Here is a 24,949-nt window from a genome sequence, read left to right as displayed (position 1 = left end):
AGTCGCACCATGGCCGTCTCGCTGGGCGAAGAGATCATGCTGCTGTCGCTGGACGACACGACCGGCGCGGCGAAGGGGGAGACCGCGGCCCGCTGGGGCGTCGCGGCGGGCATGCTCCTGGAGCTGGTCATGGCGGGCCGCGTCACGGTGAAGGGCGGCCGCGTCGAGGTCTTCGACCCGTCCCCGACGGGCGACCCGCTCCTGTACGGACGGCTCGACCGGCTGGCGCGCTGGGTCCACGGGACGTCCAGCAGCCGCAAGGTGACCGACTGGCTGACCCGGGACCACGCCAAGGGCTCGCAGGACGTCGTGGCGAGCCTCTGCGCCCGTGGCCTGGTGGCCGAGGAACGGCACCGAGCGCTCGGCGTCTTCCCGGTGCGCCGCTACCCGGAGGCCGACGGCACCGTCGAACGGGAGCTGCGCGCCCGGCTGGCCGCCGTGGTGCTGCACGGGGCCGAGCCGGACGCCCGTACCAGCGCGCTCGTCGCCCTGCTGCATGCCACGGGCATGCACCGCCAGACGTTCCCCGGCCTGCCGAAGAAGCAGGTCGCCCCGCGCATGGCCCGGATCGCCGAAGGCCACTGGGCGGGCGTGAGCGTGGGCGAGGCGATCCGCGACCTTCAGGCGGCGATCGCCGCGGTGGGCGTGGTGACGGTCCTCACCGTGATGTCGTAGAACACCCGGAGTATCCGGGACGACGGACACCGACACCGACCGAACCGCGAGGGACGCGTGCTGCGAAGCCCGGAGACCATCGAGCCGACGGCCGCAGCGCCCCGGCCCCGCCGCATCGTCGAGGTCGACGCGCTGCGCGGCTTCGCGCTCTGCGGCATCTTCCTCGCCAACGTCCTGGTGATGGCGGGCCTCGACGGGCAGCGCGGCGGCGGACAGCACACCAGCGGCGTGGACCAGGTCGCGTACTGGCTCGTCATGATGTTCGTGCAGACCAAGTTCTATCTGCTGTTCTCGTTCCTCTTCGGCTACAGCTTCACCCTGCAGATGGGCGCCGCCGAACGCGACGGCGCCGCCTTCGCGCCGAGGATGCTGCGACGGCTGCTCGGCCTGTTCGTGCTCGGGCTCCTGCACGCGGCGCTGCTGTACCCCGGCGACATCCTCGCCACGTACGCCGTCCTCGGCCTGGTCCTGTTCGCGGCGCGCTCCGCCGACCCGGGCAGGATGTGGCGCGCCGCGCTCTGGTTGTACGGGGTCCTGGCCGCCCTCTACGTCCTCTTCGCCGCGGCGGTCGCCCTGGTGGACTCCGGTGACGACGGGGCGTCCGCCGCCGCGCGCGCCGAGACGGCCGTCGCGTACCGGGGCGGCGCGGGTGAGGTGATCCGGGCCAACATCGGCGCCTGGCCGGACGTGCTGGCCGGACTGTTCATGATGGGCGGCATGGTGCTCGCCGCGTTCCTGGCCGGGTTCGTGGCGGGCAGACGCCGCCTCCTCACCGACACCCCGGACCGGGCGGCCCGGCTGCGCCGGATCCTCGTCGGGGGTCTGGCCGTCGGGCTGCCCGGCGGGGCGCTCATGGCGGCGGGCACGGTGGGTCCGCTGGGCGCCCGCTGGGAGATCCCGATGTTCGTCGTCGGCATGCTCACCGCACCGGCGCTCAGCGCCGCGTACGCGAGCGGCCTGCTCCTCTGGTTCGCCTCGCCGCGCGGCGCCCGCCTCGCCGCCCGGCTGGCCCCCGCGGGCCGTATGGCCCTCACCAACTACCTGACGCAGTCCCTCGTGATGGCGCTCGTCTTCACCGGTTACGGGGCGGCCCTGTACGGCCGGGCCGGTGCGGCGGCCGTCCTGGGCGGCGCGGTGCTCTTCTACGGGTGCCAGCTCGCCGCCTCCGCGTGGCTGATGAGGCGCCACCGGTTCGGCCCCGTCGAACGGCTGCTGCGGGCCGTGACGTTGTGGGGCCGACCGGTGCCTCGCGCCTGAAGGGTGCCTTCCTCCGGGTCAGCCCGCCTTCGCCGAGACCCTGACGCGGTCGACCCGCATCGGATGGCCTGGCTCGGTGGCCGGTCCGGCCGAGGAAGGGCATCGGGTGGCACCTTTCGGGACGGCTCAACTCCGCCACGGGAGCATCGGGTTGACCCACCCGGGAGGCGAGCAGGCCGGTGCGCAGGAGGACGGCGGACGCGGCGAGGGCCTCGGGCCAGCGGCGCGGCAGCATGCCAGTACGGGTACGGGTAGCGGGCCGGGTCCGGGCTTCGGCGAGCGGCTCATCGGACCTCGCGGCCGGGCGCAGCTCTGCCGACAGGTCCCGGGCCAGGTCCCGGATCAGGGGCACGTTGATCTGCAGCTGGACCAGGAGGTAGAGCCCGAGGCCCCAGTTGGGTTCCCAGCCGTTGCGGGCCACGGTCAGCGCGAGGCCGGCCGCAGCGGCCCCGTTGGACAGCACCAGCCAGACCAGCGAGACGCCCACCACCCGGCGGGCCATCGGGTCCGGCGTCCGGTCCGGACGCCTGGCCGGACGCCGGTCCGCCCGTCCGGCCGGAATGGGACCCTCCGCCGGACAGAACACCCGCTCGCCCGTCCGCCGGGCAAGACACCGGGCACGCCCCGCACACCGGACGGCACAATGGGTCCATGCCGATACCCAGCCGCGCCGCCCTCGTCGACCACCTCGTCCGCACGCGTATCGCGGGGGACGTCGCCACGCCACGCGACAACAACCTCTCCCACTACCGCAAGCTCGCCAACGGCGACCGCCACTACTGGCTGGGCCTGGAGCTCGGCGACCGCTGGACCGACGAGCAGGACGTGCTCGCCGTGATGGCCGAGCGCTGCGGCGTCAACGACGACCCCGCGCACCGGCAGGGCCAGGACACCATCGACCCCGAGCTGACGGTCGACGCGCTGGAGCGGATGGCGGCCCGGCTGCGCAAGGCCGCAGACGGCCGCGAGCGCGTCCTCTTCGCCACCGGGCACCCCGGCGGCCTGCTGGACGTGCACCGGCAGACGGCGGACGCGCTGCGCCGCGCGGGCTGCGAGATCGTCCGCATCCCGTCCGGGCTGATCGCGGACGAGGGCATGGTCTTCCAGTTCGCCGACGTCGCCGTGCTGGAACGCGGGGCGACCCTCTGGCACACCCACTCCCCGGTCCCGATGGCCGCCATCCTGGACGCCATGGCCCACCTGGGCCGCCCGCTGCCCGACCTGGTGATCGCCGACCACGGCTGGGCGGGCTGCGCGGGACAGCGGGGGCTGGACGCGATCGGTTACGCGGACTGCAACGACCCGGCCCTCTTCCTCGGCGAGGCGGAGGGCACCCTCCAGGTCACGGTCCCGCTGGACGACCACGTCACCGACCCGCGCTTCTACGACCCGATGACCGACTACCTGCTGCACGCGGCGGGGCTGCTGGAGGAGGAGCGGGTGGAGGAGCCCGCCGCGTAGGGGCCGGTCCGGCGACGAGTTGCGGACCCGGCGGGTGTCTTCACCGGCACCGACGCGGACGAGGGGTCAGGGCCGTGAGGTTTCGTACGACGATGTTCCGGACCGGGGACGGGGGCAACACGGGCATCGAGGTGCCGGAGGCCGAGGACCTGGCGGCGGCGCCGGCCGCGGCCCCCGGGGCGGCGGAGGCGTTCGCCGCGCTCTCGCCCATCCGGCAGAAGGCGCACGTCGCGTCGATCGAGGGAGCGAAGGTCCAGGAGGCACGGGAGCGGAGGATCGCGAAGACGGTGGCGGAGCTGACGCCGTAAGCCTCAGGAGCGGCTGTGGCGCAGCCGCTGCGCATGCCCCGGCGGCGGGTCCGGACAGACCCGCCGCACCGACGGGAACCGCTTCGCCGCCGGCTTTCGCGTCACCCATGGTGGGGAGCACGTCCGAATCGAGTCGTCAGGTGGTGCTCATCCCCGGGGGACGCGGACGACGCCTTCCTGGATGACCGTGATCGCGAGGCGCCCGTCGGCGGTGTAGATACGGGCCTGGCCCAGTCCCCGGCCACCGGAGGCCGACGGGGACTCCTGGTCGTACAGCAGCCACTCGTCCGCCCGGAACGGCCGGTGGAACCACATCGCGTGGTCCAGGCTCGCGCCGACCACGTCCCCGACCGCCCAGCCGCCCCGCCCGTGGGCGAGCAGCACCGAGTCGAGCAGGGTCATGTCGGAGACGTACGTGGCCATGCAGACGTGCAGCAGCGGGTCGTCGGCGAGCTTGCCGTTCGTCCTGAACCACACCTGGGACCGCGGTTCGCGCGCCTCGCCCACCGTGCCGAACGGCGGCGCGTCCACGTACCGCAGGTCCACCGCGGCCCGCGCCTCGATCAGCCGGTCCACGACGCCCGGATCGCTGAAACGGTCCGCGTACCGGGGCAGCATCTCGGCCGCCGTCGGCAGGGTCTCCGGGTCCGGGGCCGCGGGCATGGGCGCCTGGTGCTCCATGCCGTCCTCGTACGTCTGGAAGGACGCGGAGAGGTGGAAGATCGGCTGCCCGTGCTGGACGGCGACGACGCGGCGGGTGGTGAAGGACCGCCCGTCGCGGATCCGGTCGACGCTGTAGACGATCGGCGCGCCGGGGTCGCCGGCCCGCAGGAAGTACGAGTGCAGGGAGTGGGCGGCCCGGTCGGCGGGGACGGTGCGGCCCGCGGCGACGAGCGCCTGGGCCGCCACCTGGCCGCCGAACACCCGGGGCACGAGCGAACTGCGGCTCACGCCCCGGAAGATGTCCCGCTCGATCTGCTCCAGGTCGAGCAGGTGGAGCAGATCGAGCAGGGGATCGGGACTCTCGTTCATGGAGGGAACGTAACCCCTTACAGGCCCATGGACTTGGCGATGATCGACTTCATGACCTCGCTGGTGCCGCCGTAGATGCGGTTGACCCGGTTGTCCGCGTACAGGCGGGCGATCGGGTACTCGTTCATGAAGCCGTAGCCGCCGTGCAGCTGGAGGCAGCGGTCGATGACGCGGTGGGCGACCTCGGTGCAGAACAGCTTCGCGGAGGCGGCCTCGGCCGCGGACAGCTCACCGGCGTCCAGGGCCTCCAGCGCGCGGTCGGCGACGGCCTGGGCCGCGTCCACCTCGGCCTGGCAGGCGGCCAGCTCGAACTTGGTGTTCTGGAACGAGGCGACGGTCTTGCCGAAGACCGTGCGGTCCTGCACGTACTCCTTGGCGAACCGGACGGCGGCCGCGGCCTGGGCGTACGCGCCGAAGGCGATGCCCCAGCGCTCGGAGGCCAGGTTGGTGCCGAGGTAGCCGAAGCCCTTGTTCTCCTCGCCCATGAGGTCCTCGACCGGGACCTTGACGTCGACGAACGCCAGCTCGGCGGTGTCGGAGACCCGCAGGCCCAGCTTGTCGAGCTTGCGGCCGACCGAGTAGCCCTCGGACTTCGTGTCGACGGCGAAGAGGGAGATGCCGAAGCGGCGGTCGTCCTCGCGCGGGGCGGCGGTGCGGGCGCAGACGATCACGCGGTCGGCATGGACGCCACCGGTGATGAAGGTCTTGGCCCCGTTGAGGACGTAGTGCGTGCCGTCCTCGGAGAGCTTGGCGGTGGTCTTCATGCCCGCGACGTCGGAGCCGGTGCCCGGCTCGGTCATCGCGAGGGCCCACATCTCCTCACCGCTCGCGAACTTCGGCAGCCAGCGCTTCTTCTGCTCGCCGGTGGCCAGCATCTTGATGTACGGCAGGCCGAGCAGCGTGTGCACGCCGGAGCCGCCGAAGGAGACGCCCGCACGGGCGGTCTCCTCGTAGATCACGGCCTCGTACTTGTGCGAGTCGATGCCCGCGCCGCCGTACTCCTCGTCGACCTCGATGCCGAAGATGCCCAGCTCGCCCAGCTTCAGGTAGAAGTCGCGCGGCGCCTGGCCCGCGGCGAACCACTCGTCGTAGACCGGCACGACCTCGGCCGCGATGAAGGCGCGGATGGTCTCCCGGAACGCCTCGTGGTCCTCGTTGAATACCGTACGGCGCACGGGATGCCTCCTAGGTCGGCGGTCGAATCGATCTCGGCTAAGCGCTTGCTCAGACTCCCTTCGAAGTTACCCGCCGGTTGTGGTCGCTGTCCAGAGTGATGCTCGGCACGCGGAGGCCGGTGGGGACCGGCTGAGGCCCCATGCGCGGCCCGATTGTCAGTGGCGTGGGGGAGTATCGGAAACGACAGCGACCAGAGCGTGTGGGGACGCACGGGGGGACCGCCATGGCGATCACGAACGAGCAGCTCGCGGGGCACACGTTCCTGGCCCTGCTGTACGAGGACGACTACTTCCCGGACCACGTCCTGGACAAGGGCACGGCGGTCCTGCGTGCCCTCTGCGAGCGGATCGAGGCCGAGAAGCCCGCCGACCTCACCGCCCTGTACGCGCTGACCGCGGTGGCGACCGTGGCCTTCAACGACCTGGAGGCGGAGTTCGAGGCGGCGGACAGCGAGATCGAGACGGTGGCCCGCGAGGAGATAGGCGAGGCCTTCTGGACCATCGCGACGGCGTACGGCTTCACGGACGCGGACCCGGAGAAGCTGATCGCCGAGCGTGAATGGTGACCCGTTTCCGGATGAGGGGCCGGGCGCCGGCGACCGTGGGAGGGTGAGGGAGTGAGGCTGGAGGACCTGGCCCGGCTGCGTCGGGCCCGCGACCGCATGGACCGCGAGTACGCCGAGCCCCTCGACGTCCCCTCACTGGCCCGCGCCGCGCTCATGTCGCCCGGCCACTTCTCCCGCGGCTTCCGCGCCGCTTTCGGCGAGACCCCGTACAGCTATCTCATGACCCGTCGCATCGAGCGGGCCAAGGCCCTGCTGCGCCGGGGCGACCTGTCGGTCACGGACGTCTGCTTCGCCGTCGGCTGTACGTCGCTGGGCTCGTTCAGTTCCCGCTTCACGGAGCTGGTCGGCGAGACCCCGAGCGCCTACCGGGCCCGCCCCCACGACGCGGGCGAGACCATCCCGGCGTGCGTCGCCAAGATGCTCACGCGACCGGTCAGGAATGGAGAAGCGAATCCCACCGCCCGTAGCGTGAAATCCATGGACATCAAACTCTCGCAGTGCTTCATCGCCGTCGACGACCACGACAAGGCGCTCGCCTTCTACCGCGACGCGTTGGGAATGGAGGTGCGCAACGACGTGGGCTTCGAAGGCATGCGCTGGGTGACCGTCGGGTCTCCCGCCCAGCCGGACGTGGAGATCGTCCTCGAACCGCCGCTCGCGGACCCGAACGCCCCGGCCGACGACCGCCGGACCATGGCCGAGCTGCTCGCCAAGGGCATGCTCCGCGGCGTCATCCTCTCCTCCGAGGACGTGGACGCGGCCTTCGAGAAGGTCCGCGCGGCGGGCGGCGAGGTGCTCCAGGAGCCGATCGACCAGCCCTACGGCGTCCGCGACTGCGCCTTCCGCGACCCCTCCGGCAACATGCTGCGCATCACCCAGGCCAAGAAGTAGCACCCGCCCCCCAGAGGCCGGGGCCCGATGGGGCCCCGGCCCTCACGCACGACCAGTAGGCTCCGCGCGCCAGTCAGCCCAGCAGGCTCCGCGCACCGGTAACGGCCAGTTATGGAGAGACGACGAGCATGGCTCCGAGAACGAAGACCCAGCAGCCGCCCGCGCCGCACGCTGCCGACAGCCACGACCTGATCCGCGTGCACGGTGCACGGGAGAACAACCTGAAGGACGTCAGCATCGAGCTCCCGAAGCGCCGGCTGACGGTGTTCACCGGAGTCTCCGGCTCGGGCAAGAGCTCGCTCGTGTTCAGCACCATCGCCGCGGAGTCCCAGCGGCTGATCAACGAGACGTACCCCGCCTTCGTCCAGGGCTTCATGCCCACGCAGGCGCGGCCCGACGTCGACGTGCTCGACGGGCTGACGACCGCGATCATCGTCGACCAGCAGCGGATGGGCTCCGACCCCCGCTCCACGGTCGGCACCGCCACGGACGCCAACGCCATGCTGCGCATCCTCTTCAGCCGGCTCGGCAAGCCGCACATCGGCCCGCCCGGCGCGTTCGCCTTCAACGTCCCCTCGGTGACGGCGAGAGGCGCGATCACCGTCGAGCGCGGCAACAAGAAGGCGGTCAAGGCCACCTTCAGCCGCACCGGCGGCATGTGCCCCCGCTGCGAAGGCCGCGGATCGGTCTCCGACATCGACCTCACCCAGCTCTACGACGACTCCAAGTCGATCGCCGAGGGCGCGTTCACCATCCCCGGCTGGAAGTCGGACAGCTGGTGGACCGTGCGGACGTACGCCGAGTCGGGCTTCCTCGACCCGGACAAGCCGATCGCCGAGTTCACCAGGAAGGAGATGCAGGACTTCCTCTACCGGGAGCCGACCAAGGTGAAGGTCGAGGGCGCGAACCTCACCTTCGAAGGACTGATCCTCAAGATCCAGAAGTCGTTCCTCTCCAAGGACCGCGAGTCGATGCAGCCGCACATCCGCGACTTCGTCGACCGTGCGGTCACCTTCACCACCTGCCCCGAGTGCGAGGGAACCCGGCTCACCGAGGGCGCCCGCTCCTCGAAGATCAAGAAGATCTCCATCGCCGACGCCTGCGCGATGGAGATCCGGGACCTCGCGGAGTGGGTCCGCGGCCTGGACGAACCCTCGGTCGCCCCGCTCCTCGAAGCCCTCCAGCAGACCCTGGACTCCTTCGTCGAGATCGGCCTCGGCTACCTCGCCCTGGACCGCCCCTCGGGCACCCTGTCCGGCGGCGAGGCCCAGCGCGTCAAGATGATCCGCCACCTCGGCTCCTCGCTCACCGACGTCACCTACGTCTTCGACGAGCCCACCATCGGTCTGCACCCGCACGACATCCAGCGCATGAACGACCTGCTGCTGCGCCTGCGCGACAAGGGCAACACGGTGCTGGTCGTGGAGCACAAGCCCGAGGCCATCGCCATCGCCGACCACGTCGTCGACCTCGGCCCCGGGGCCGGTGCGGCGGGCGGCACCGTCTGTTTCGAAGGCACCCTGGAAGGCCTCCGCGCCTCCGGCCCCGTCACCGGCCGCCACCTCGACGACCGGGCCGTCCTCAAGGACGAGGTCCGCAAGTCCACCGGCGCGCTGGAGATCCGCGGCGCGACCTCGCACAACCTCCAGGACGTCGACGTCGACATCCCGCTCGGCGTCCTCACCGTCATCACCGGTGTCGCCGGCTCCGGAAAGAGCTCGCTCGTCCACGGCTCGATCCCGGCGGGCGAGAACGTCATCTCGGTCGACCAGAGCCCCATCAGGGGTTCCCGCCGCAGCAACCCGGCGACGTACACGGGCCTCCTGGAGCCGATCCGCAAGGCCTTCGCCAAGGCCAACGGCGTGAAGCCCGCCCTGTTCAGCGCCAACTCCGAGGGCGCCTGCCCCACCTGCAACGGCGCGGGCGTCATCTTCACCGACCTCGGCGTCATGGCCAGCGTCTCCAGCCCCTGCGAGGACTGCGAGGGCAAGCGGTTCCAGGCCTCGGTGCTGGACTACCACCTGGGCGGCCGTGACATCAGCGAGGTCCTCGCGATGTCGGTCACCGAGGCCGAGGAGTTCTTCGGCTCCGGCGAGGCGGCCCTCCCGGCCGCGCACAAGATCCTGGACCGCCTCGCGGACGTAGGCCTCGGCTACCTCAGCCTCGGCCAGCCGCTCACCACCCTGTCCGGCGGCGAACGCCAACGCCTGAAGCTGGCAACGCACATGGGCGACAAGGGCGGGATCTACGTCCTCGACGAACCGACCACCGGCCTGCACCTCGCGGACGTCGAGCAGCTGCTCGGCCTGCTGGACCGCCTGGTCGACTCCGGAAAGTCGGTGATCGTCATCGAGCACCACCAGGCGGTCATGGCCCACGCCGACTGGATCATCGACCTCGGCCCCGGCGCCGGGCACGACGGCGGCCGGATCGTGTTCGAGGGCACCCCGGCCGACCTGGTCGCGGACCGCACGACGCTGACGGGCAAGCACCTGGCGGAGTACGTGGGGGAGTGAGGTGGCGGGCCCTTTCCGCCTGTCTTTCGGGTCAGGCGGAGAGGGCCCCGCGCTTGACCGCGTCCACGAAGGAGGTCCACCCGGCGGCGGGGATGAGCAGGGTGGGCCCGCCGGAGACCTTGGAGTCGCGGACGGGGACGGCGGTGGGGTGGTGGTCCTGGACTTCGAGGCAGCTGCCGCCGTCACTATTGCTGTAGGACGACTTGCGCCAGCCACTGAGGGACGACGTCGCGGGGGTGGTCTCGCTATCCATGATCTCTGTAGCCCTTCGATGTCGCCTTCAGCGCAGCCAAAGACTTTTTCAGTGACAGCGCGTCGCTCAGGGCGAGAGTGTAGTCGCCCTGGAGTGCCTCAACCACGGACGGCGAATCGTGCAACCTCCCCACGCGCACGCCTTCGCTGTATGCGATCGGTGGCTGGTCGTCGAACCACATCAGCGTCAACATGCCGTCCAGCAAGGGGTGATGACCGAGCTCCAGCGGGATTACATGCGTGCGAATGCGTTCGGATTCGGTCAGACTGATGATGTGGTCGATTTGTTCGGCCATGATCGCGGCCCCGCCGACCGGACGTCGCAGCACTGCCTCGTCGAGCATGATCCAGACCACGGGTGACGTCGGATTCTGGAGAATCTGGGCGCGCTTCAGTCGTGTGACGACCGCCCTGTCACATTCGGCCGGACTCAGTGGGGGGAACGCCCTGCCGAGTACGCAACGCGCGTACGCCTCGGTCTGGAGAATGCCTGGAATGAGGGAGGGTGCGAATTCGCGGATGGACGTCGCTTGTTGTTCCAGGTGCTGTACCGGCGCGAAGTAGTCCGCGACTGCGTCATCGTCTGCTCCGGGCCGGAAACTGCTGAGCACGTTGCCCGTCCCCAGGGCCATGTCGAGCCGCCGGGCATCCTCTTCGCTCGGCACCCGGCGACCGGCCTCGATGTGCGAGATGTGCGATCGGGTCATCAGAGCCTGGTCCGAAAGTTGCTGCTGTGTCAGCCCGGCCGCTTCCCGCTGAGCCTTCAACCAAATGCCATAGGTATTACTCACAGCCAACTCCCGTGCGACGAACGCGGTGTCACCCCGTACCCCCTGGCGAGCCTAGCCGCGCCCATCGCACTCTGTGAGTGGATCGCTACGCAGCGAAGAATTCGCCCCCACTGCTCACGGAGTTGACGCCCTCATGAAAGAACAACCGTTGGACACCGTTCGCCTGCTCCCTTGGGCCGGAACGGCAGGCAAGCCGTGTTACGTCGTCGGCAACGGGGACGGCAGGGTCTCGCGTGAGGCCGACAAGGTCGAGGCCATGCAGCTCGGCATGGCGTACGAACTCCTCGACCACGCCGACGACATGGTCGCGGACGACGGGTCCACGGCCGTCCAGCTCCGCCATGTCGCCGCCGCGCTGGCGCACTCGCTGCGGGACGTCCACCGTGTCGCCCGTAGCCGGGGCCTGAGGCTGGGGATCCCCGACGCCTTCGAGCCGGGCCACCCGCCGGGACCGGGGCTGGTCCGGCTGCGACCGTAAGACGGCGGAGTCTCCGGAGTGGACAGAGGAGGCAGAGGGGCGCGGACCCTCAGACCCCGGCCGAGCAGAACACGCACACATCCCAGAACGGCAGCCCGTCCAGCACCCGGTGACGTACGCACGAGGCCATCGCGGCGTTCTGCGGCCCGGGCAGGACATCCGCACCGACCTTCGCCGTCGCTGGGTCGAATGCCTCCACCATCGCCCGGTACGTACGCAGATCGCCCTCGGCCCGGGGCGGCTCGTACGTCAGCTCCTCCCACCGGTGGCGGGTCAGCGCCAGATCGAGGACGCGCAGCAGGAAGTCCTTCGCCGCGGCCCGCTCCTGCGGCGTGTCCCCCCAGTCGAGGTCCGCCAGGTCGAAGCCGACCACCCCACGCCCCATCACGCTCTGGTCCTGGAGCGTCAGCAGGGCGGCGAAACGGAAGTCCCAGGGCTCGCGAGCCAGCGTGGACACGGCGAGCACCAGTACGTCCACGAACACCGCAGTGCCGCCGTTGGTCATCTCCAGGTGCCGGCCGTCACCGCCGCGGAACATGTTCATGTCCCGAGAGTAGGGAGAGCGGGAAACGACCTTGACGCGCGGGCTCGTCGCCGGGTGACCATGAGGCCATGACTCGCACGCTGTCGACGCCTCCCGCCATGGCCTCCGGCTGCCTCGCCGGCGTTCCGCAACCCGTGCTTCCGGGGCCCGACGGCGATGACCTGGTGCTACGCCCCTGGGAACGGGCCGACGCGGCGGCGTTCCTCTCGGCGTACGAGGATGTCGAGACGCGCCGCTGGCACACGCACCGCCCCTCGACCGAGGCGCAGGTGGAGGAGTGGTTCGCCGCGTACCGCCAGGACTGGAAACGTGAGAAGGGCTGCCACTGGGCGATCGCTCGCGACGGCGGCGGAGGTGACGTGCTCGGCCGCATGGCGCTGCGCGGCCTGAACTTCGAGGACGGCGTCGCGAACGCCGCGTACTGGGTGCTCCCGGCCGCTCGTGGAGCGGGGGTGGCCTCCCGGGCGCTCACGGTGCTCAGTGCCTGGGCCCTGGACGACGTCGGCTTCCACCGCCTGGAGTTGGACCACTCGACGCGTAACCACGCCTCGTGCAGGGTCGCCACCAAGGTCGGCTACCGCCTGGAAGGCACCAAGCGCAACGCGGCCGTGCACGACGACGGCCGGCACGACATGCACCTGCACGCCCGGGTCAGGGGCGACCGCTGATCCGCTCGCGCAGCCAGGAGTTGACACCGTTGACCGCGGTGGCGGCCAGAGCGGTGGGGTGGCCGGTGAAGCCGTGGGGCGAGGCGGGGTAGACGCGCAGCTCGACGTCGTTCCCGGCGGCCGACAGCCGCCCGGCCATGGTCAGGTTGTCCTCCAACAGGATGTCCTCGGCGCCCACGACCAGCAGCGCCGGGGGCAGGCCGGTGAGGTCGGCGTAGAGGGGCGAGATGTCGGGAAGGGTGCGGTCGCGGTCCGGCACGTGGCCGACGTACGCCTGGATGAAGTACTCGTTCGCGATGAGGCGGCCGCTCGGGGTGTGCGCGCTCAGGTCATAGGTGCCGAAGCGGAGCGCGGCCCCGGCGAACCGGTCGGCGACGCCCCGGTCCCGCAGCCGCAGGAGGGTCGCGAGGGCGAGGGTGGCCCCCGCGGAACTTCCGCCGATCGCGAGTCGTGAGGTCCCGAAGTGGGCCTCGGCCTCCTCGACGAGCCAGAGCGCCACCGCTTCGCAGTCGTCGGGCGCGGCCGGCCAGGGGTGCTCGGGCGCGAGCCGGTAGTCGACGCCGACGACGGCGACCCGCAGGGCGTCCGCGAGCGCGCGGTGGCGTTCGTCGCCCTGGGCGGCGGTGCCCAGGTAGAAGCCCCCGCCGTGGATGCCCAGGTAGACACCCCGGGGCGGACCTTCGGCCGGCAGGAGGATCCGGACCGGGACACGCACTCCGGCGGCCTCGACCGTCTCCTCGACGGCAGGCGGCACGGCGGCACGAGGTGCGGGCTTCTTCGCCCGCGCCTCCTTCAGCTCCTCGAAGTTGGCGGGCCCACGGCCTGCCGCCCTGGCCCGGTAGAAGGCGCGGGCCTCGGCGACCTGCTCGGCGGGCACGTCGGCGAACAGGGCTTCCAGGGCGAATCGCACGCGTCGCTCCTCCTCGGCCGTCTCGGCCATTCGGGTTTCAGCTGGATGCTATCGGCGCGGCCGCGAGGCCGGGCGGCCTTGCCTCAGAGCCGGACATGACGTCTGTCATGAACAGTGGTGACGGGACGCAGGGCTCTCCGCGCCCTTCCGGGCCTTAGGGCTTGCAGGGAATCAAGGTGTTGCTTCCCGTTCTGACGCTCGTTGTTGTGGTATGCGCATCCCGGTTGAGACTCGTAGCCAACTCTCGGTGAAGTTCGCGGTGTTGTTTCCGCATCTGGACGAGCGGCAGCGTCGGCTGTTGATGGCTGCCGAGGCCCGTGTCCTGGGGCACGGCGGCGTTCGGGCAGTCGCGCTGGCGGCCGAGGTGAGTGAGACGACGGTCCGCAAGGGAGTGTTCGAGCTGGAGGCCGGTGAGGAGCCCCTGGGGCGGGTGCGGCGTGAGGGCGGGGGCCGCAAGCGGGTCGCGGAACTCGATCCGGGGTTGCGGCCGGCTCTGCTGGCGCTGGTGGAGCCGGATGTGCGGGGTGATCCGATGTCGCCGCTGCGGTGGACGGTGAAGTCGACCCGGGCACTCGCGCGGGAACTGACCCGGGCCGGGCACCGGGTCAGTGCCGACACCGTCGCCGATCTGCTGCGGGAGGAAGGCTTCAGCCTGCAGGCCAACGCCAAGACCCTTGAGGGCAGCCAGCACGTCGACCGGGGCGCACAGTTCCGTCACCTCAACGAGCAAGCCCGCGAGCACCGGGACGCCGGCCAGCCGGTCATCAGCGTGGACACCAAGAAGAAGGAACTCGTCGGCGCCTTCAAGAACGAAGGCCGCCAGTGGCGCCCGGCCGGTGATCCGGTGCAGGTGAACATGCACGACTTCGCCGACCCCAAGCTCGGCAAGGCGATCCCGTACGGGGTCTACGACCTGGCGGCGAACACCGGCTGGGTCAACGTCGGCACCGATCACGACACCGCCGCGTTCGCGGTGGAATCGGTCCGACGCTGGTGGCACGGCCAGGGCCACGCCGCCTACCCGGAGGCGACACGGCTGCTGATCACCGCCGACGCGGGTGGCTCCAACGGTTACCGCACCCGGGCCTGGAAACTCGAACTCGCCCGCCTGGCCGCCGAGACGGGCCTGACGATCACGGTCTGCCACCTGCCGCCGGGCACATCGAAGTGGAACAAGATCGAGCACCGGCTCTTCTCCCACATCACCATGAACTGGCGCGGACGGCCGCTGACCAGCCACGAAGTCATCGTCCAGTCCATCGCGGCAACAACCACCCGCACCGGACTGCGGGTCCACGCCGAGCTCGACACCAGCACCTACCCGACCGGAGTACAGATCGGTGACGCGCAGATGGCGGCTCTGCCACTGACCCGCCACGGCTTCCACGGCGACTGGAACTACGTCCTACATCCCCAGCCGGCCCCAGCCGTCCCGGCAGCTCGGGCCCCACAGACACCAGCGCCGGAGTGGAACCAGACTCTGCTGTCCGACCCCACGCTGACCGGCATGTCCCCGCAGGAACTGCATGACCTCACACAGACTCTGTCCCCGGACGGGGACGACCGACGAGGCCGCCCGCCCCGGCTCGCCTTCCCCGATCAGGTCCTGGCCACCGTGCTCCACCTGCACCTCGCCCTGGCCGCGGAACCCCTCGCCGTACTCTTCGGAAGCAGCCGCACAGCCATGCACCGCACCCTTCTGAAGATCAGGAAACTGCTCGAAGCACATGGCACCGTAATCCAACCGGCGACCACCCCACCCGCTGCCCTCATGCCCCTCCAGGCTCGGGTCATCGCCCTGAGCAGCGATCCCGACACCAAGATCAAGACGACGTGTTAATCATCTGCAAGCCCTTAGGCACTCCGAGCACTGCACCGGCTTGCTCATCTAAAGTTGCATTCATGCGAGCAAAGATTGTTGCAATAGCAGCCGTTGGTGTGGTGTCGCTTCTGGCCAGTGGGTGCGGACGCGAGAACGCGGTCTCGGATAGTCCTGCGGCGCCCTCCCCTACTCTCCTCCCCCAGAAGCTGACCAAGCCGGACGGGAAGCTGGAGGCGGAGTATCCAGAGGCGCCCGACGGCGCCCCGTTCACCGAGATCGTCGCGCACGAACTGGAGCGCAAGACCCTGGGGCTGGCCAACGCCACCGGGAAGCCGAACGGCAAGTGCCCCGACACGGTCAGCTCGAAGGCCGGGACGACAGTGACGTGCACCGTCGAGTTCAAGAGTGTCAACGTCGACTGGAGCGTCACGATCGGGGACATGGGCTGGTCCGACAACGTCGTCGAGTACCAGGCCGTGCCGCAGACGGGGCTGCTGACCCGCGAGGGGGTGGCGCGGATCATCTTCGGCAACAACCACGAGATCGACTACGCCCTCTGCAACAACATCCCTGAAGCCATGGCCATCCCTCTAGGCGAGACGACCTATGAGTGCGAAGAGGTCTGGAAGAACAAGAAGCCAACCGGGTTCAACCAGAAGGTGCACCTGACAGACACCGGGCCCCGGGTGTATTGATGCATGGCCGCTCCTCGCCCGACTGGCCGACCGACTGCCGCCCCGCGGGCTCATCACCGGCGGATACGCCCTGACGTGCGCCGCCGCCCTGCTGCTCGCCGTGGTGCGGATGCCGGTCGCGGCGAGCCTCGGTGTCGTGGCGCTGGTCTCTCTCGCCACACCGGTGTTTCACGGCGCGTCGAGCCGGCTGGTCGCGCAGTCACTGGAGGGCGACGCCTACGTACTGGGCCGTTCGCTGAACAACATCGCGGGCGCAGGCGCGCAATTGTTCGGTCTGGCGCTGGGCGGTGCGGCCGTCGCGGCACTCGGCCCACGCCGGGCGCTCGCGGTCAGCGCCGCCCTCTACCTCGGCTGCGCGCTTGCCATCCGCATCCGGCTGCCCCGTCTGCAGCCGGCGGCGTTCGGCGGCACACCCGGCAGCACCGGGCGCGATAGCGGGGCCGATAGCGGGGCCGATGGCGGGGCCGATGGCGGGGCCGTCCGGGCAAGCCTGCAGGGTGCGGGCCTGCTGCTGCGCGACCGTACGGTGCGACGACTGATGCTGGCCCAGTGGCTACCCGTCGCGCTCGTGGCGGGCGCGGAAGGCCTCATCGTCGCCTACGCGGGAGAACGCCGATTCGCGCCCGGCTGGTACGCGGTGCTGATGGGCTGCCTTCCGATCGGCATGCTGGTCGGTGACCTGCTGGTGCACCGATTCCTGCGGCCACGCGCCCGGGAGCGACTGGTCGTCCCGTTGGCCGCGCTGGCGGGGCTGCCCCTGATCGGCTTCGCCGCCGAGCCCGGGGTGGGCGTCTCGTCCTGTCTGCTGCTGCTCAGCGGCCTCGGATACGCCTACGGCCTCGGCCTGCGACGCCCGTTCCTGGACGCCCTGCCGCAGGACGGTCAAGGCCAGGCCTTCGGCTTGCTCGGCTCCGGCAGCATGACGCTTCAGGGTGTCGGACCGGTCTGCCTGGGCGCGGTGGCCGCGGCAGGCATGGGAACAGACGGTGCCATCGCCCTGGCGGGCGGCGCGGTGGCACTCACCGCCGGCTGGATTCTCACCTGGAACCCGCGCACGTCCCCTGCCCCCTCACCAGCCCCCTCACCGAACTGCTCAACAGAAAGGCTCATGACGCATGATCGATGAATTCGCGAAGGACAGCCTGCACGGAAGGCTGCGGCGTGACCGCGCGGCGCTGCTCTGGAAACTCGACGGCTTGTCCGAATACGACGCCCGCCGGCCTTTGACGGTGACCGGGACTAACCTCCTCGGCCTTGTCAAACATGTGGCGACCGTCGAGGCCAGGTACTTCGGCGAGGTCTTCGACCGGCCTTCCCCGGAACCGCTGTGCCGGTGGCAGGACTCCGACGGCAGCGACCAGTGGGCGGCGGAGGACGAGACCCGCGATCAGGTCGTCGGGTTCTACCGGCGTACGTGGGAACACTCGGACGCGACGATCGACGAGCTGCCCCTCGACGCCCCCGGTCATGTGCCGTGGTGGCCGGAGCCTTATGCCGACACGAACCTGTTCGCCGTCATGGTCCATGTCCTCGGCGAGTCCATCCGGCATACCGGGCACGCCGACATCCTGCGCGAGGGCATCGACGGCCGGACCGGGCTGCGCGCCGAACACGAGAAGCCGATCGACGAGGAAGCCCGCGCGGCCCACCGCGCGAAGATCGAGCGGGCCGCGAGGTCGGCCACACGCTGACGCACGCGAACGACGTGGATGGTTCTCAGGCGGAGCGGCGGGCCATCCACGTCTCACGGAGCGACCGTACGACCAGGTCGCCCCGGTGGCGTACGTCCTCGGGCCCGCCGTCGACGAGCCGGTCGAGCGCGGCCAGATCTTCCGGCGAGATGCGCCCGACCAGGCTGCCGCGGATACGCTCGAAGACGAGATAGGCGTACCGGCTCGCCCCCTCGGGCAGCGGAGCGCGCAGTTCCCACGGCTCGGCGCGTTCCTGCTCGACGGCAAAGCCGGCGGCTGCCAGCAGGGAGCCCCAGTCGGCGCCCCGGTGCGGCAACTGCTCGGCGTGCAGGCCGTCGAGGGCCTTCCGGCAGCGGGTCTCCAGCGCGCCCAGCTCCCCGCTCCCGGGCAGGAAGGCCGGCATCCCGTCCACCTCCGCGACGGCCAGCAGCCCTCCGGGACGCAGCGCGGCGCGGATGCCGGCCAGCGCGGTGGCGGGGTCGTCCAGGTGATGCAGGGAGGCCGACGCCCAGACGAGGTCGGCGTCGACGACCCCGGGCAGCCCCGCACCGGCGTCGGCCTCCAGGGTGTTGACGCGACCGCCGAGCCCTCGGTCCCGGGCCGCCGAGGCGAGCCGCTCCAGCATCGCGGGGGAGCTGTCGACGGCGGTCACGCGGGCGGTCGGGAACCGCTCCAGCAGGGCGAACGTGCCGGTTCCGGTGCCCGAGCCGAGGTCGACGATGTTCCGGATGTCGTCACCGGCCAGACAGGCGATACGCCCGGTGAGCGCGGTCAGGTGGGGTGCGAAGAGGGCGGCGTCGAGGTCGAGGATCTCGGGGAGACCGTTCGGCGTCGCGTCGGAGTCGTGGGTGTGGGCGTGGGCATGCGAGGAGTGCGCCGCCGCAGGTCCGTGCTGGTGCTGGTGCGCGTGAGCCATGCGATCGAGCGTACGGATCCTTGCGTCTGGTGCATGCGATGTTGCTCATAGCGCAAGAAGATGGTGCCGGGGCCAGCCTCCTACGCATGGGGATCGGTTCCGGAGCGCACGGACGATCGGGTCCGGAGCGCACCGGACGCGAAGGGCATCAGCCCGGCCCAGCTCTTCGCGGACGGGGGAGTGGTTGCCGACGGGTCGCTCGGTGGGGGGAGTCGAGGTGACGCTACCGGGTTCGATCGCCGTGCATGTGCGGAGCCGGTCGCGCGCGGCTCGCGGCTGGTTGTTGCCGGCCGCGCGGTGCCCTTGCCCGCCGGCCGAGCTCAGGTTGTGCGACGGGTCCTGCGACGGCGTATCGCGAGGGCGGTACCGCCACCGGCGGCGATCAGCACGACGGCCGCACCGGTGATCGCGGCGGTGTCGTCCTTCGTGCCGGTCTCGGCGAGGCCGGTCCCCCTGTCCGCGATCGGCTGGGCCCTGTTGTCCTTCATGGTCCTCTCGATCCAGTCGGCGTAGGCGGGAGCGCTGGTGTAGAGGCCGGGGCCCTGCGAGCACGGTACGTCCGGGGCCCCGGGCCCGGACGTGACGCCGATCAGCTCCCAACGGCCGTCCCGGCCCTTCACGACCTGCGGCCCGCCGGAGTCCCCGAAGCACGCCATGGACCTGGGCACGGTGGCGATGGTGCACAGCCGGGTCCCGTCCGCGTAGCCGGGCGCGCACTCGGACTCGGCACCCCTGCGCGTGTTCAGCTCCTGGAGCCGGTTCGGAAACGCGAACGCGGTGTCGACGGTGGTGCCGAAGCCGAGGAGCCGGGTCGGTGTGCCGGACTTGCCGACCCGGTCGGCGATCGTGATGGGCTTCTGCTGGACCGGGCGGTCCAGACGGATCAAGGCCATGTCGTTCTTGTTGGCGGCTTTGGCCTCGCCGTTCACGTAGCCGGGGTGGATGAAGGTCCGGTCGATCTTCCGCACGGTGCCGCCGGACTTGCGATGGTCGCTGCCGACGCGCACGGTGCCGTCCAGCTTGAGACCGTCGCCCTTCACACAGTGGGCCGCTGTCAGTACCCACTGCCGATCGATCAGCGACGCCCCGCAGGTCCCGTCGAAGAGGCCGTGCTCCGGTGCCGACTCCGGGATGGTTGCCATGAACGGGTACTTCTCCGTGGAGTCCGACCCGTTGACGATGGCCCCGGCGGTCCCGGCCATGCCCGCCGTGCAGGCGGTGGCGAGCGCACCGACGGCCGCGAGCCGGACAGTACGGAGGCGCAGCGGCATGAAGCTGAACACAGTTGGTTCCCTTGCTCGATGGGTCTGTGCGTTCAGCCTCGTCGGCCGCTGCCCGCTGAACCATCCGGCCACCAGGCAGGTAGACACTGGGGCCAACCCCAGCCCTGAACTGGGGAAAGCCGAGCCGCCCACGGGACGGTGGTCACTTGTCAGGTGGCCCGCCCTGGGGTTCGGCCACGACCGAGTGCCCAGGAGCCGTCGGCCTGTCAGCCCCCGCGCCCAGGCTGTCGTGGAGATGCGACCAAGGGAGTTCGGCAGTGCGAACAGAGCGTCACCAGGCGAGCGGTACCGCCGTGTCAGCAACCTCGACATCCTCGCCCTGGCCTGCCACACCCGCCGCCGCGGCTGGGCGATCCGCGTCGAATTCCCTACCTTCCGCAAGACGTCCCGCAGGCCGCCGAACACTTCCAGGTGCTGTTCGAGATGCGCGGTCCCGGTCCGCTCGGTCCACCGACTGCCTATCATTGTGCCCATGACAGCCCAGCCTCCGGAGCCCTCTCCGCACCCTGTTCCATCAGCGGATCTCCGCGCCTCTCACGACGACCGGGACGCAGTGGTGGAGCAGCTGCGGGATGCGGCAGCCGAGGGGCGGATCGATTTCGATGAGCTGGATTCACGCCTGGAGCAGGCACTGAAGTCCAAGACACACGCCGAGTTGGCGGTCCTGACCGCCGACTTGCCGCAGCCGCAGTCCTCGGAGAGCCGAGCGCCGTTGGTCCTCAAGGGCGGCCTGTACGGCGCGTCCCGAGGCCCCGGGCGCTGGAAGGTACCCGGGCACGTGACCGCTCACGGAGGCGTCGGGGGTGTGCAGATCGACTTCACCCGGGTCGAGTGCCGCCTCACGGAGGTCGCAGTGGAGGCGTACGGGGAGACGTCCGGTGTCACGATCGTCATCCCCGACGGCTGGGCCGCGGACACCAGCGGCATGGACCCCGGCGTCGGCGGCCTGACCGACAAGACCACTTCCGACCGGCTCCCGGGCACTCCGCTGATCCGGCTCACCGGGTCCGGCGGCATAGGCGGAGTGGTCATCCGCCACCCGAACAACCGGGAACGACGCAAGCTGCACAGCAACCCGGCGCAGGGCTGAGCTTGACGTTCATCTTCAGGCATTGTTCGGCGGTGTCGCGGCAACGGTGACCTGGGCCGTCCAGGAGCCGGGTTCCCGAGGCGGGTCCACCACCATGGCGGCCACGGCGGCCTGGGCCTCGGCCGGGTCGGCGTCGGCCGGCACACCGGTAAGGCGCCCGCAGAGTGTCCCGCCTTCCCTGGTGAGAACACTGTGGCGCCAACCTTCCGGCGTCGCCAGCAGGACGATGCTTTTCGGCATGCCGAAGGGAAGCCGTCTCTGCTCATTGCGCTCCCGACTCACCAGCCTGGGCCTGAAGCCGTCCCCGGTCCGCTTCGGCAGCCAGCTGGGCTGAGGGGGCCCTGGACGAGCCATCGGCGGACGAACGGCGCGGCCCCGAACACGAACAGGGCGAAAACGACGATCCGTTGGAGCCCCGGCTCAGCGAGGAGTCCACTGTCACGTAGCCCGTAGGCGGCGTACAGATTGGCAGCCAGGTCCGTCACCATGACCCCGCAGGCGAGGTCGAGGCCGATCCGCTTGCCGCGAAGCAGAAGCACGGCGGCAAGCGGATCGAGGACGGCGAGCGACGACCAGTAGAGGTTGAGCCAGCCGGGGGCCCACGCATGTGCCCACAGACCATGGCGCACGAGATCGACGACATGCGCGACGCCACCCACGAGGATCAGCACGGCCGCGATCACCCAGACCACCACGACCGCCGGCCAGGGCCTGCGACTCTTCCATCCGCTCACGCCGGGCATCGTTCCACGCCCGACTTCAGCAACGCAGCCCGACGACACCCCAACCACGCAGCTCGGCTTGGCCGGTGACGTCACCCCACCCCCGGAGCAGCCCGGCGAAGGCGTCGAAGTCGTTGATCCGTCCGAAGTCGGCGCGGGAGTGCTGCTCGAACGGGCTTCTCAGCAATCCCAGTTCAGGGCCGACGGAATCCCAGAGAAGTTTGAGCGAGGAAACAGCAGCCGGCCGACACCACAGCAGAGGGCCCGAGGGCGTGGGGGACTCGTCCACCGACACGAGCGCCGATGCGTCCTGGGTGTCCTCCCGATCGGGCATGTACTCGAGCCCGCCCCAGAAAAGAGGATCGATGAACCGGTCCACGGCCGAGCGCAGCCCCGGCTCGACGAACGACCGGATCTTCTCCCACCGCTCACCCGCCCAGAAGTGATCCTTGTACGAGGAGCCGACGTCGCCGAAGTCGAACTTCCCGAACCAGCCCACGGCCGGGGGAGTGGGCCAGAACCACTGAGGCCCGGCAGGCGACGGCTGGTCCGGTCCGGCGCCCCACCACTCCTCATCCACCGAGTCGGCGGCCTCGTACAGCCCTGCGTAGTGCTGATCCTCCGGTACCGACATGAGGTGGTCCCAGTCGACGATCAGCACCTCAACGCATATGCCCATGCCGGTATAGCGTAGAGGGCGGGCGGCACCGCTCACGATGTTGTGGGATCAGGTGGGGAACTCGCCGAGCCAGGTGCCCTGGAGGAGGTGTTTGGGGAGGTAGTCCGACTCGACTTGGATAGGAAATTCCGCGTCCAGTGCGAAACATGCCATAGCGAGTGGAGCCAAGGCCACCCAGCCATAACAGGAGTCAGCGAGATCTGGTTCAGTTGACCAGTACTCTTTGTGGGCGAGAAGTGCATTTTCGAGGGAGTGATTGAACTCTTCGTGCTGGCCTGTCGCGCGCCAACGGAGAAGTTCCATCGGGGGCCACATGATGTGGGAGATGTAGTTTTGTTCAGTACCTGACCGGTTTCCTGGCTGGGTTCCTGATGCGGCTTCAACGAGTTTGTCAGGAAAATCTTCCTGGCCGAGCCAGAAGGACTGCAGTGTTTCAATCCAGGCGTACTGATATTCGTCGTAAACTGCCCCGGATTCGCGCAGCTTTGAAGTGGGTACTTTGCAAAGTTCTGTAAGTCTCTGACTGTTACGACAGATTGCCGCAAGGTAGAAAGATGCGAGCCAGTGGCCGGCGTTCACGAAGGGCTCGGGGCGCGTGAACGCCGAAACGGTGCGCTTCTCGTGGTGAATTAGACACTGAACCCTGCATTCGGTCGTCGTGGCGGCTGTGAAGATGGCCGATCCGGACTGCATGGCTGTGACCCATGCCTCCCATGATTCGATCCATGAGGCGGTGGGGTCGACGGCAGTCCGCTCGTAGGCCGTAACCAAAGCGGTTGACATGACGCTTTCGAGGGCGAAAGGGGTGTTTTCGATCCTCGTTAGCAGTAGCGCCGTGTGCTTTGAGATGGATGGCTCTCGCTCAGGGAGGGGCTGCCGGGAGATGGTGTGGCGTTGAACGGTGACGGTCAATGAACCTCATCCTCGAAGATCTTGAAGTGCCGGAGTTCGCCTCCAGTGTAGGCGCCTGTGTGGTCTTTCGCTTTGACCATGACGTATTGGATTTTTTTGTCCAGAAAGGCGATCTGGAGTTGTTCTGCAATCTCTCGGTCCCTACCACTGCGAGAGTGCATCTCGGTAATGATGGTTTGCACGTACTCCAGCGTCCCCTGCTTGACCTGCCTGCTCGCGTCGACTCCTGCTCCTTGGCGCCATCCGAGACGTCCATCGGGTGCTTTCGCTTCGACTATCAGAAACTCGCCGCCGTCGAGTTCGTACAGTTGATCAAAGGTGCGTGACCCATTCGGAGTGCGGGGTAGGTCGGTCATCTCCCTGGCGTTAGGGAAGATCTCCGGAATAACGTGCAAGCGTGCTGATCCCTCGCCCAGGGTCTCGCCGACCTTGGTGTTGACGCGAGTGTTACCAAAAGTTTCCTTGGCCACTGCCAGCGTTTCCGCTGTCTGTGCTGTGGGGTCCTTGGTGTGAGCCCTTTCTGCGGCTCCGAGTTCCTTGTAGGCTTGGTGCTTCTCGGCGAAGCCGTCCAGTTTATTTCTGTGGTCGGCAGGGATGTTACTGAGTTTGGGTTCCTCGGTTTCGAGTCGGTACTTCTCGGTGGAAGCAAAAGGAAGGTCGTTGACAGCTACGTATCGTCCGTTCCCGACGTCTTTTAGGACGGGAAGGTACTGGCCGTCGACAATCTCCTGCGCGTTTCGGCGGTGGAGGTGGGGGGTGTAATGATCACTCCTCCATGCCGGGTCTTCGTTCGCTAGACGGACGTGCTCGTCCTGGACGAGCTTGGCTTCCTCGGGCGTGCGTTGCGCCAACTGCGCTTCGTCGCGGGCGTTCTGTCCGGCTATTGGGTCGTCATCTGAAGAGTTGGCTCTGGAGCCACTGGGCCCGTCATGGCTACCGGCCCTGCCGGATCCGTCCACGTGGTATCCACCCGTCGCCGGTCCTCCGCCGGTGTGGGATGTATCTGCGCCACGGCCGTCCGGGTGTCCTCCCCCCGTGGGCGACGTATCCCCGGCACGGGAGGGGCCGCCACGTTGAGTGTTGTCCAAGTCGTTGCGCGGCATGTTGTCACCGGCGGTACCGCCGGGCGCGGTGTTGGGGCGGGGGGGTTGGACGCCGTTTTCGCCTGTAGCCGTCCGTCGGGTTCTCGCGTTGGGCGGCCGTGTGGTGCTGTCTGAGGGTGCCGTCTTCGCCGAGGATGTTGCCCTGGCGGTCGAGGTGGATGACGTTACCGTCGGCGTCGACGCCCTTGAAGGTGCCTTCGGGCAGGGCGGTGGTGCCCTCGGGGAGTTTGAGGGCGCCTTCCTGGATCGGCAGGGAGCCCGCGGGCGGGATCACCCCTTCGGGGAGGTGGTACACGCCGTCGCCCAGGTCGACCGCTCCGGTGGGGATCTCCGCGCCGTCCGGGAGTTTGACCGAGCCCTTCGGGATTTCGAACGCGGTCTCCGGGACGGCCGTGCCCTCGGGCAGGTGCAGAGTGCCGTCGCCGAGTTTGAACGCACCGTCCGGCAGGGTGACCGCACCCGGTGGCAGTGGCGGGATCTCGACGCGGCCCATGCCCTTCAGACCGGCCATC

The 24,949-nt window shown here is 69.6% G+C and carries 26 protein-coding genes and 4 pseudogenes; 15 read left to right on the top strand and 15 right to left on the bottom strand.

Translation table 11 applies throughout. The features are described from left to right. The first annotated feature begins 9 nt into the window (after positions 1-9). Both IG90_RS0113835 and IG90_RS0113830 read left to right on the top strand, forming a co-directional pair. The gene (locus IG90_RS0113835; protein ID WP_030582839.1) at positions 10-675 is read left to right on the top strand and encodes a GOLPH3/VPS74 family protein; all 666 of its coding nucleotides are present in this window, start codon (positions 10-12) and stop codon (positions 673-675) included. Positions 676-732: 57 nt separating this feature from the next. Further along, positions 733-1,932 (top strand): DUF418 domain-containing protein, encoded by a 1,200-nt coding sequence (locus IG90_RS0113830; RefSeq protein ID WP_106972882.1) that lies wholly within the window; start codon positions 733-735, stop codon positions 1,930-1,932. A gap of 126 nt (positions 1,933-2,058) precedes the next feature. Here IG90_RS0113830 and IG90_RS45805 read toward each other — a convergent pair. Continuing rightward, positions 2,059-2,434 (bottom strand): annotated as a pseudogene (locus IG90_RS45805) (glycosyltransferase family 2 protein); the annotation flags it as partial. A gap of 149 nt (positions 2,435-2,583) precedes the next feature. Between IG90_RS45805 and IG90_RS0113825 the strand changes: the two are divergent. Further along, on the top strand, positions 2,584-3,393 hold the full coding sequence (locus IG90_RS0113825) for a phosphatase (protein ID WP_030582834.1): 810 nt from the start codon (positions 2,584-2,586) through the stop codon (positions 3,391-3,393). A gap of 74 nt (positions 3,394-3,467) precedes the next feature. Then, entirely contained in the window at positions 3,468-3,701 is a 234-nt protein-coding gene (locus IG90_RS0113820; RefSeq protein ID WP_030582831.1) for a YdeI/OmpD-associated family protein, read from the top strand. A 147-nt stretch (positions 3,702-3,848) separates the two neighbouring features. On the opposite strand, the gene IG90_RS0113815 is transcribed toward IG90_RS0113820, so the two are convergent. Next, positions 3,849-4,733: an acyl-CoA thioesterase gene (locus IG90_RS0113815; RefSeq protein ID WP_030582828.1), complete on the bottom strand. Its 885-nt coding sequence runs from the start codon at positions 4,731-4,733 to the stop codon at positions 3,849-3,851. A gap of 17 nt (positions 4,734-4,750) precedes the next feature. Further along, the gene (locus IG90_RS0113810) at positions 4,751-5,908 is read right to left on the bottom strand and encodes an acyl-CoA dehydrogenase family protein (protein ID WP_030582826.1); all 1,158 of its coding nucleotides are present in this window, start codon (positions 5,906-5,908) and stop codon (positions 4,751-4,753) included. Between the two features lie 224 nt (positions 5,909-6,132). On the opposite strand from IG90_RS0113810, the gene IG90_RS0113805 reads away from it, so the two are divergent. The 4 genes and pseudogenes from IG90_RS0113805 (at position 6,133) to IG90_RS0113790 (ending at position 9,881) form a co-directional block, all read left to right on the top strand. Beyond that, positions 6,133-6,474, top strand: a complete 342-nt coding sequence (locus IG90_RS0113805) for a DUF5713 family protein (protein ID WP_030582823.1) — start codon at positions 6,133-6,135, stop codon at positions 6,472-6,474. Between the two features lie 51 nt (positions 6,475-6,525). Beyond that, positions 6,526-6,939, top strand: a pseudogene (locus IG90_RS45215) (helix-turn-helix transcriptional regulator); the annotation flags it as partial. Positions 6,940-6,951: 12 nt separating this feature from the next. Then, positions 6,952-7,365 (top strand): VOC family protein, encoded by a 414-nt coding sequence (locus IG90_RS45210; RefSeq protein ID WP_030583181.1) that lies wholly within the window; start codon positions 6,952-6,954, stop codon positions 7,363-7,365. Between the two features lie 128 nt (positions 7,366-7,493). After that, positions 7,494-9,881: an ATP-binding cassette domain-containing protein gene (locus IG90_RS0113790; protein WP_030582820.1), complete on the top strand. Its 2,388-nt coding sequence runs from the start codon at positions 7,494-7,496 to the stop codon at positions 9,879-9,881. A 31-nt stretch (positions 9,882-9,912) separates the two neighbouring features. Here the strand turns inward: IG90_RS0113790 and IG90_RS0113785 are convergent, their stop codons facing one another. Both IG90_RS0113785 and IG90_RS0113780 read right to left on the bottom strand, forming a co-directional pair. Beyond that, entirely contained in the window at positions 9,913-10,134 is a 222-nt protein-coding gene (locus IG90_RS0113785) for a DUF397 domain-containing protein (protein ID WP_030582818.1), read from the bottom strand. Continuing rightward, complete coding sequence (locus IG90_RS0113780) at positions 10,127-10,924, bottom strand: helix-turn-helix domain-containing protein (RefSeq protein WP_030582816.1); 798 nt, start codon at positions 10,922-10,924, stop codon at positions 10,127-10,129. The genes IG90_RS0113785 and IG90_RS0113780 overlap by 8 nt, the downstream gene beginning before the upstream one ends. Before the next feature lie 133 nt (positions 10,925-11,057). Between IG90_RS0113780 and IG90_RS0113775 the strand changes: the two genes are divergently transcribed. Beyond that, positions 11,058-11,402, top strand: a complete 345-nt coding sequence (locus tag IG90_RS0113775; RefSeq protein WP_030582814.1) for a hypothetical protein — start codon at positions 11,058-11,060, stop codon at positions 11,400-11,402. Between the two features lie 49 nt (positions 11,403-11,451). On the opposite strand, the gene IG90_RS0113770 is transcribed toward IG90_RS0113775, so the two are convergent. After that, positions 11,452-11,946 carry a hypothetical protein gene (locus IG90_RS0113770; RefSeq protein ID WP_030582812.1) on the bottom strand — a complete coding sequence of 165 codons (495 nt, stop codon included), beginning with the start codon at positions 11,944-11,946 and terminating at the stop codon, positions 11,452-11,454. 68 nt (positions 11,947-12,014) lie between these two features. On the opposite strand from IG90_RS0113770, the gene IG90_RS0113765 reads away from it, so the two are divergent. After that, complete coding sequence (locus IG90_RS0113765; protein WP_030582810.1) at positions 12,015-12,614, top strand: GNAT family N-acetyltransferase; 600 nt, start codon at positions 12,015-12,017, stop codon at positions 12,612-12,614. Here the strand turns inward: IG90_RS0113765 and IG90_RS0113760 are convergent. Continuing rightward, complete coding sequence (locus IG90_RS0113760; RefSeq protein WP_030582808.1) at positions 12,598-13,524, bottom strand: alpha/beta hydrolase; 927 nt, start codon at positions 13,522-13,524, stop codon at positions 12,598-12,600. The genes IG90_RS0113765 and IG90_RS0113760 overlap by 17 nt on opposite strands. A gap of 211 nt (positions 13,525-13,735) precedes the next feature. Between IG90_RS0113760 and IG90_RS0113755 the strand changes: the two genes are divergently transcribed. The 4 genes and pseudogenes from IG90_RS0113755 to IG90_RS0113740 all read left to right on the top strand — a co-directional run bounded on the left by IG90_RS0113755 (position 13,736) and on the right by IG90_RS0113740 (position 17,732). After that, positions 13,736-15,364 (top strand): ISAzo13 family transposase, encoded by a 1,629-nt coding sequence (locus tag IG90_RS0113755; protein WP_030582805.1) that lies wholly within the window; start codon positions 13,736-13,738, stop codon positions 15,362-15,364. Between the two features lie 98 nt (positions 15,365-15,462). Next, positions 15,463-16,041: a hypothetical protein gene (locus tag IG90_RS0113750; protein ID WP_233435871.1), complete on the top strand. Its 579-nt coding sequence runs from the start codon at positions 15,463-15,465 to the stop codon at positions 16,039-16,041. 10 nt (positions 16,042-16,051) lie between these two features. Continuing rightward, positions 16,052-17,167, top strand: a pseudogene (locus IG90_RS0113745) (MFS transporter); the annotation flags it as partial. Next, positions 17,157-17,732 carry a DinB family protein gene (locus tag IG90_RS0113740; RefSeq protein WP_030582796.1) on the top strand — a complete coding sequence of 192 codons (576 nt, stop codon included), beginning with the start codon at positions 17,157-17,159 and terminating at the stop codon, positions 17,730-17,732. The pseudogene IG90_RS0113745 and the gene IG90_RS0113740, both read left to right, overlap by 11 nt. 25 nt (positions 17,733-17,757) lie before the next feature. Here IG90_RS0113740 and IG90_RS0113735 read toward each other — a convergent pair whose 3' ends face one another. Continuing rightward, positions 17,758-18,648: a class I SAM-dependent methyltransferase gene (locus IG90_RS0113735; RefSeq protein WP_030582793.1), complete on the bottom strand. Its 891-nt coding sequence runs from the start codon at positions 18,646-18,648 to the stop codon at positions 17,758-17,760. Positions 18,649-18,968: 320 nt separating this feature from the next. Further along, positions 18,969-19,931 carry a S1 family peptidase gene (locus IG90_RS0113730; RefSeq protein ID WP_030582790.1) on the bottom strand — a complete coding sequence of 321 codons (963 nt, stop codon included), beginning with the start codon at positions 19,929-19,931 and terminating at the stop codon, positions 18,969-18,971. Between the two features lie 472 nt (positions 19,932-20,403). On the opposite strand from IG90_RS0113730, the gene IG90_RS0113725 reads away from it, so the two are divergent. Beyond that, complete coding sequence (locus IG90_RS0113725; protein ID WP_030582787.1) at positions 20,404-21,021, top strand: DUF1707 SHOCT-like domain-containing protein; 618 nt, start codon at positions 20,404-20,406, stop codon at positions 21,019-21,021. Positions 21,022-21,036: 15 nt separating this feature from the next. Here the strand turns inward: IG90_RS0113725 and IG90_RS44300 are convergent, their stop codons facing one another. The 6 genes and pseudogenes from IG90_RS44300 to IG90_RS45795 all read right to left on the bottom strand — a co-directional run. Next, complete coding sequence (locus tag IG90_RS44300; RefSeq protein ID WP_124265892.1) at positions 21,037-21,261, bottom strand: hypothetical protein; 225 nt, start codon at positions 21,259-21,261, stop codon at positions 21,037-21,039. 38 nt (positions 21,262-21,299) lie between these two features. Continuing rightward, positions 21,300-21,764: a hypothetical protein gene (locus IG90_RS39415; protein WP_233435872.1), complete on the bottom strand. Its 465-nt coding sequence runs from the start codon at positions 21,762-21,764 to the stop codon at positions 21,300-21,302. Positions 21,765-21,780: 16 nt separating this feature from the next. Beyond that, positions 21,781-22,422: a hypothetical protein gene (locus IG90_RS0113710; RefSeq protein WP_030582781.1), complete on the bottom strand. Its 642-nt coding sequence runs from the start codon at positions 22,420-22,422 to the stop codon at positions 21,781-21,783. A gap of 48 nt (positions 22,423-22,470) precedes the next feature. Continuing rightward, entirely contained in the window at positions 22,471-23,334 is an 864-nt protein-coding gene (locus tag IG90_RS41910) for an immunity 49 family protein (protein ID WP_206434003.1), read from the bottom strand. Next, positions 23,331-24,293, bottom strand: a complete 963-nt coding sequence (locus tag IG90_RS45800; protein ID WP_245170711.1) for a hypothetical protein — start codon at positions 24,291-24,293, stop codon at positions 23,331-23,333. The genes IG90_RS41910 and IG90_RS45800 overlap by 4 nt, the downstream gene beginning before the upstream one ends. Before the next feature lie 148 nt (positions 24,294-24,441). After that, positions 24,442-24,949: pseudogene (locus IG90_RS45795) on the bottom strand (hypothetical protein); the annotation flags it as partial.

This window comes from Streptomyces anulatus (assembly GCF_000721175.1).
Classification (GTDB): Bacteria; Actinomycetota; Actinomycetes; order Streptomycetales; family Streptomycetaceae; genus Streptomyces; species Streptomyces anulatus_C.
Note: the sequence above shows the minus strand (reverse complement) of the source record. Positions and strands in the feature narration are given on the sequence as shown.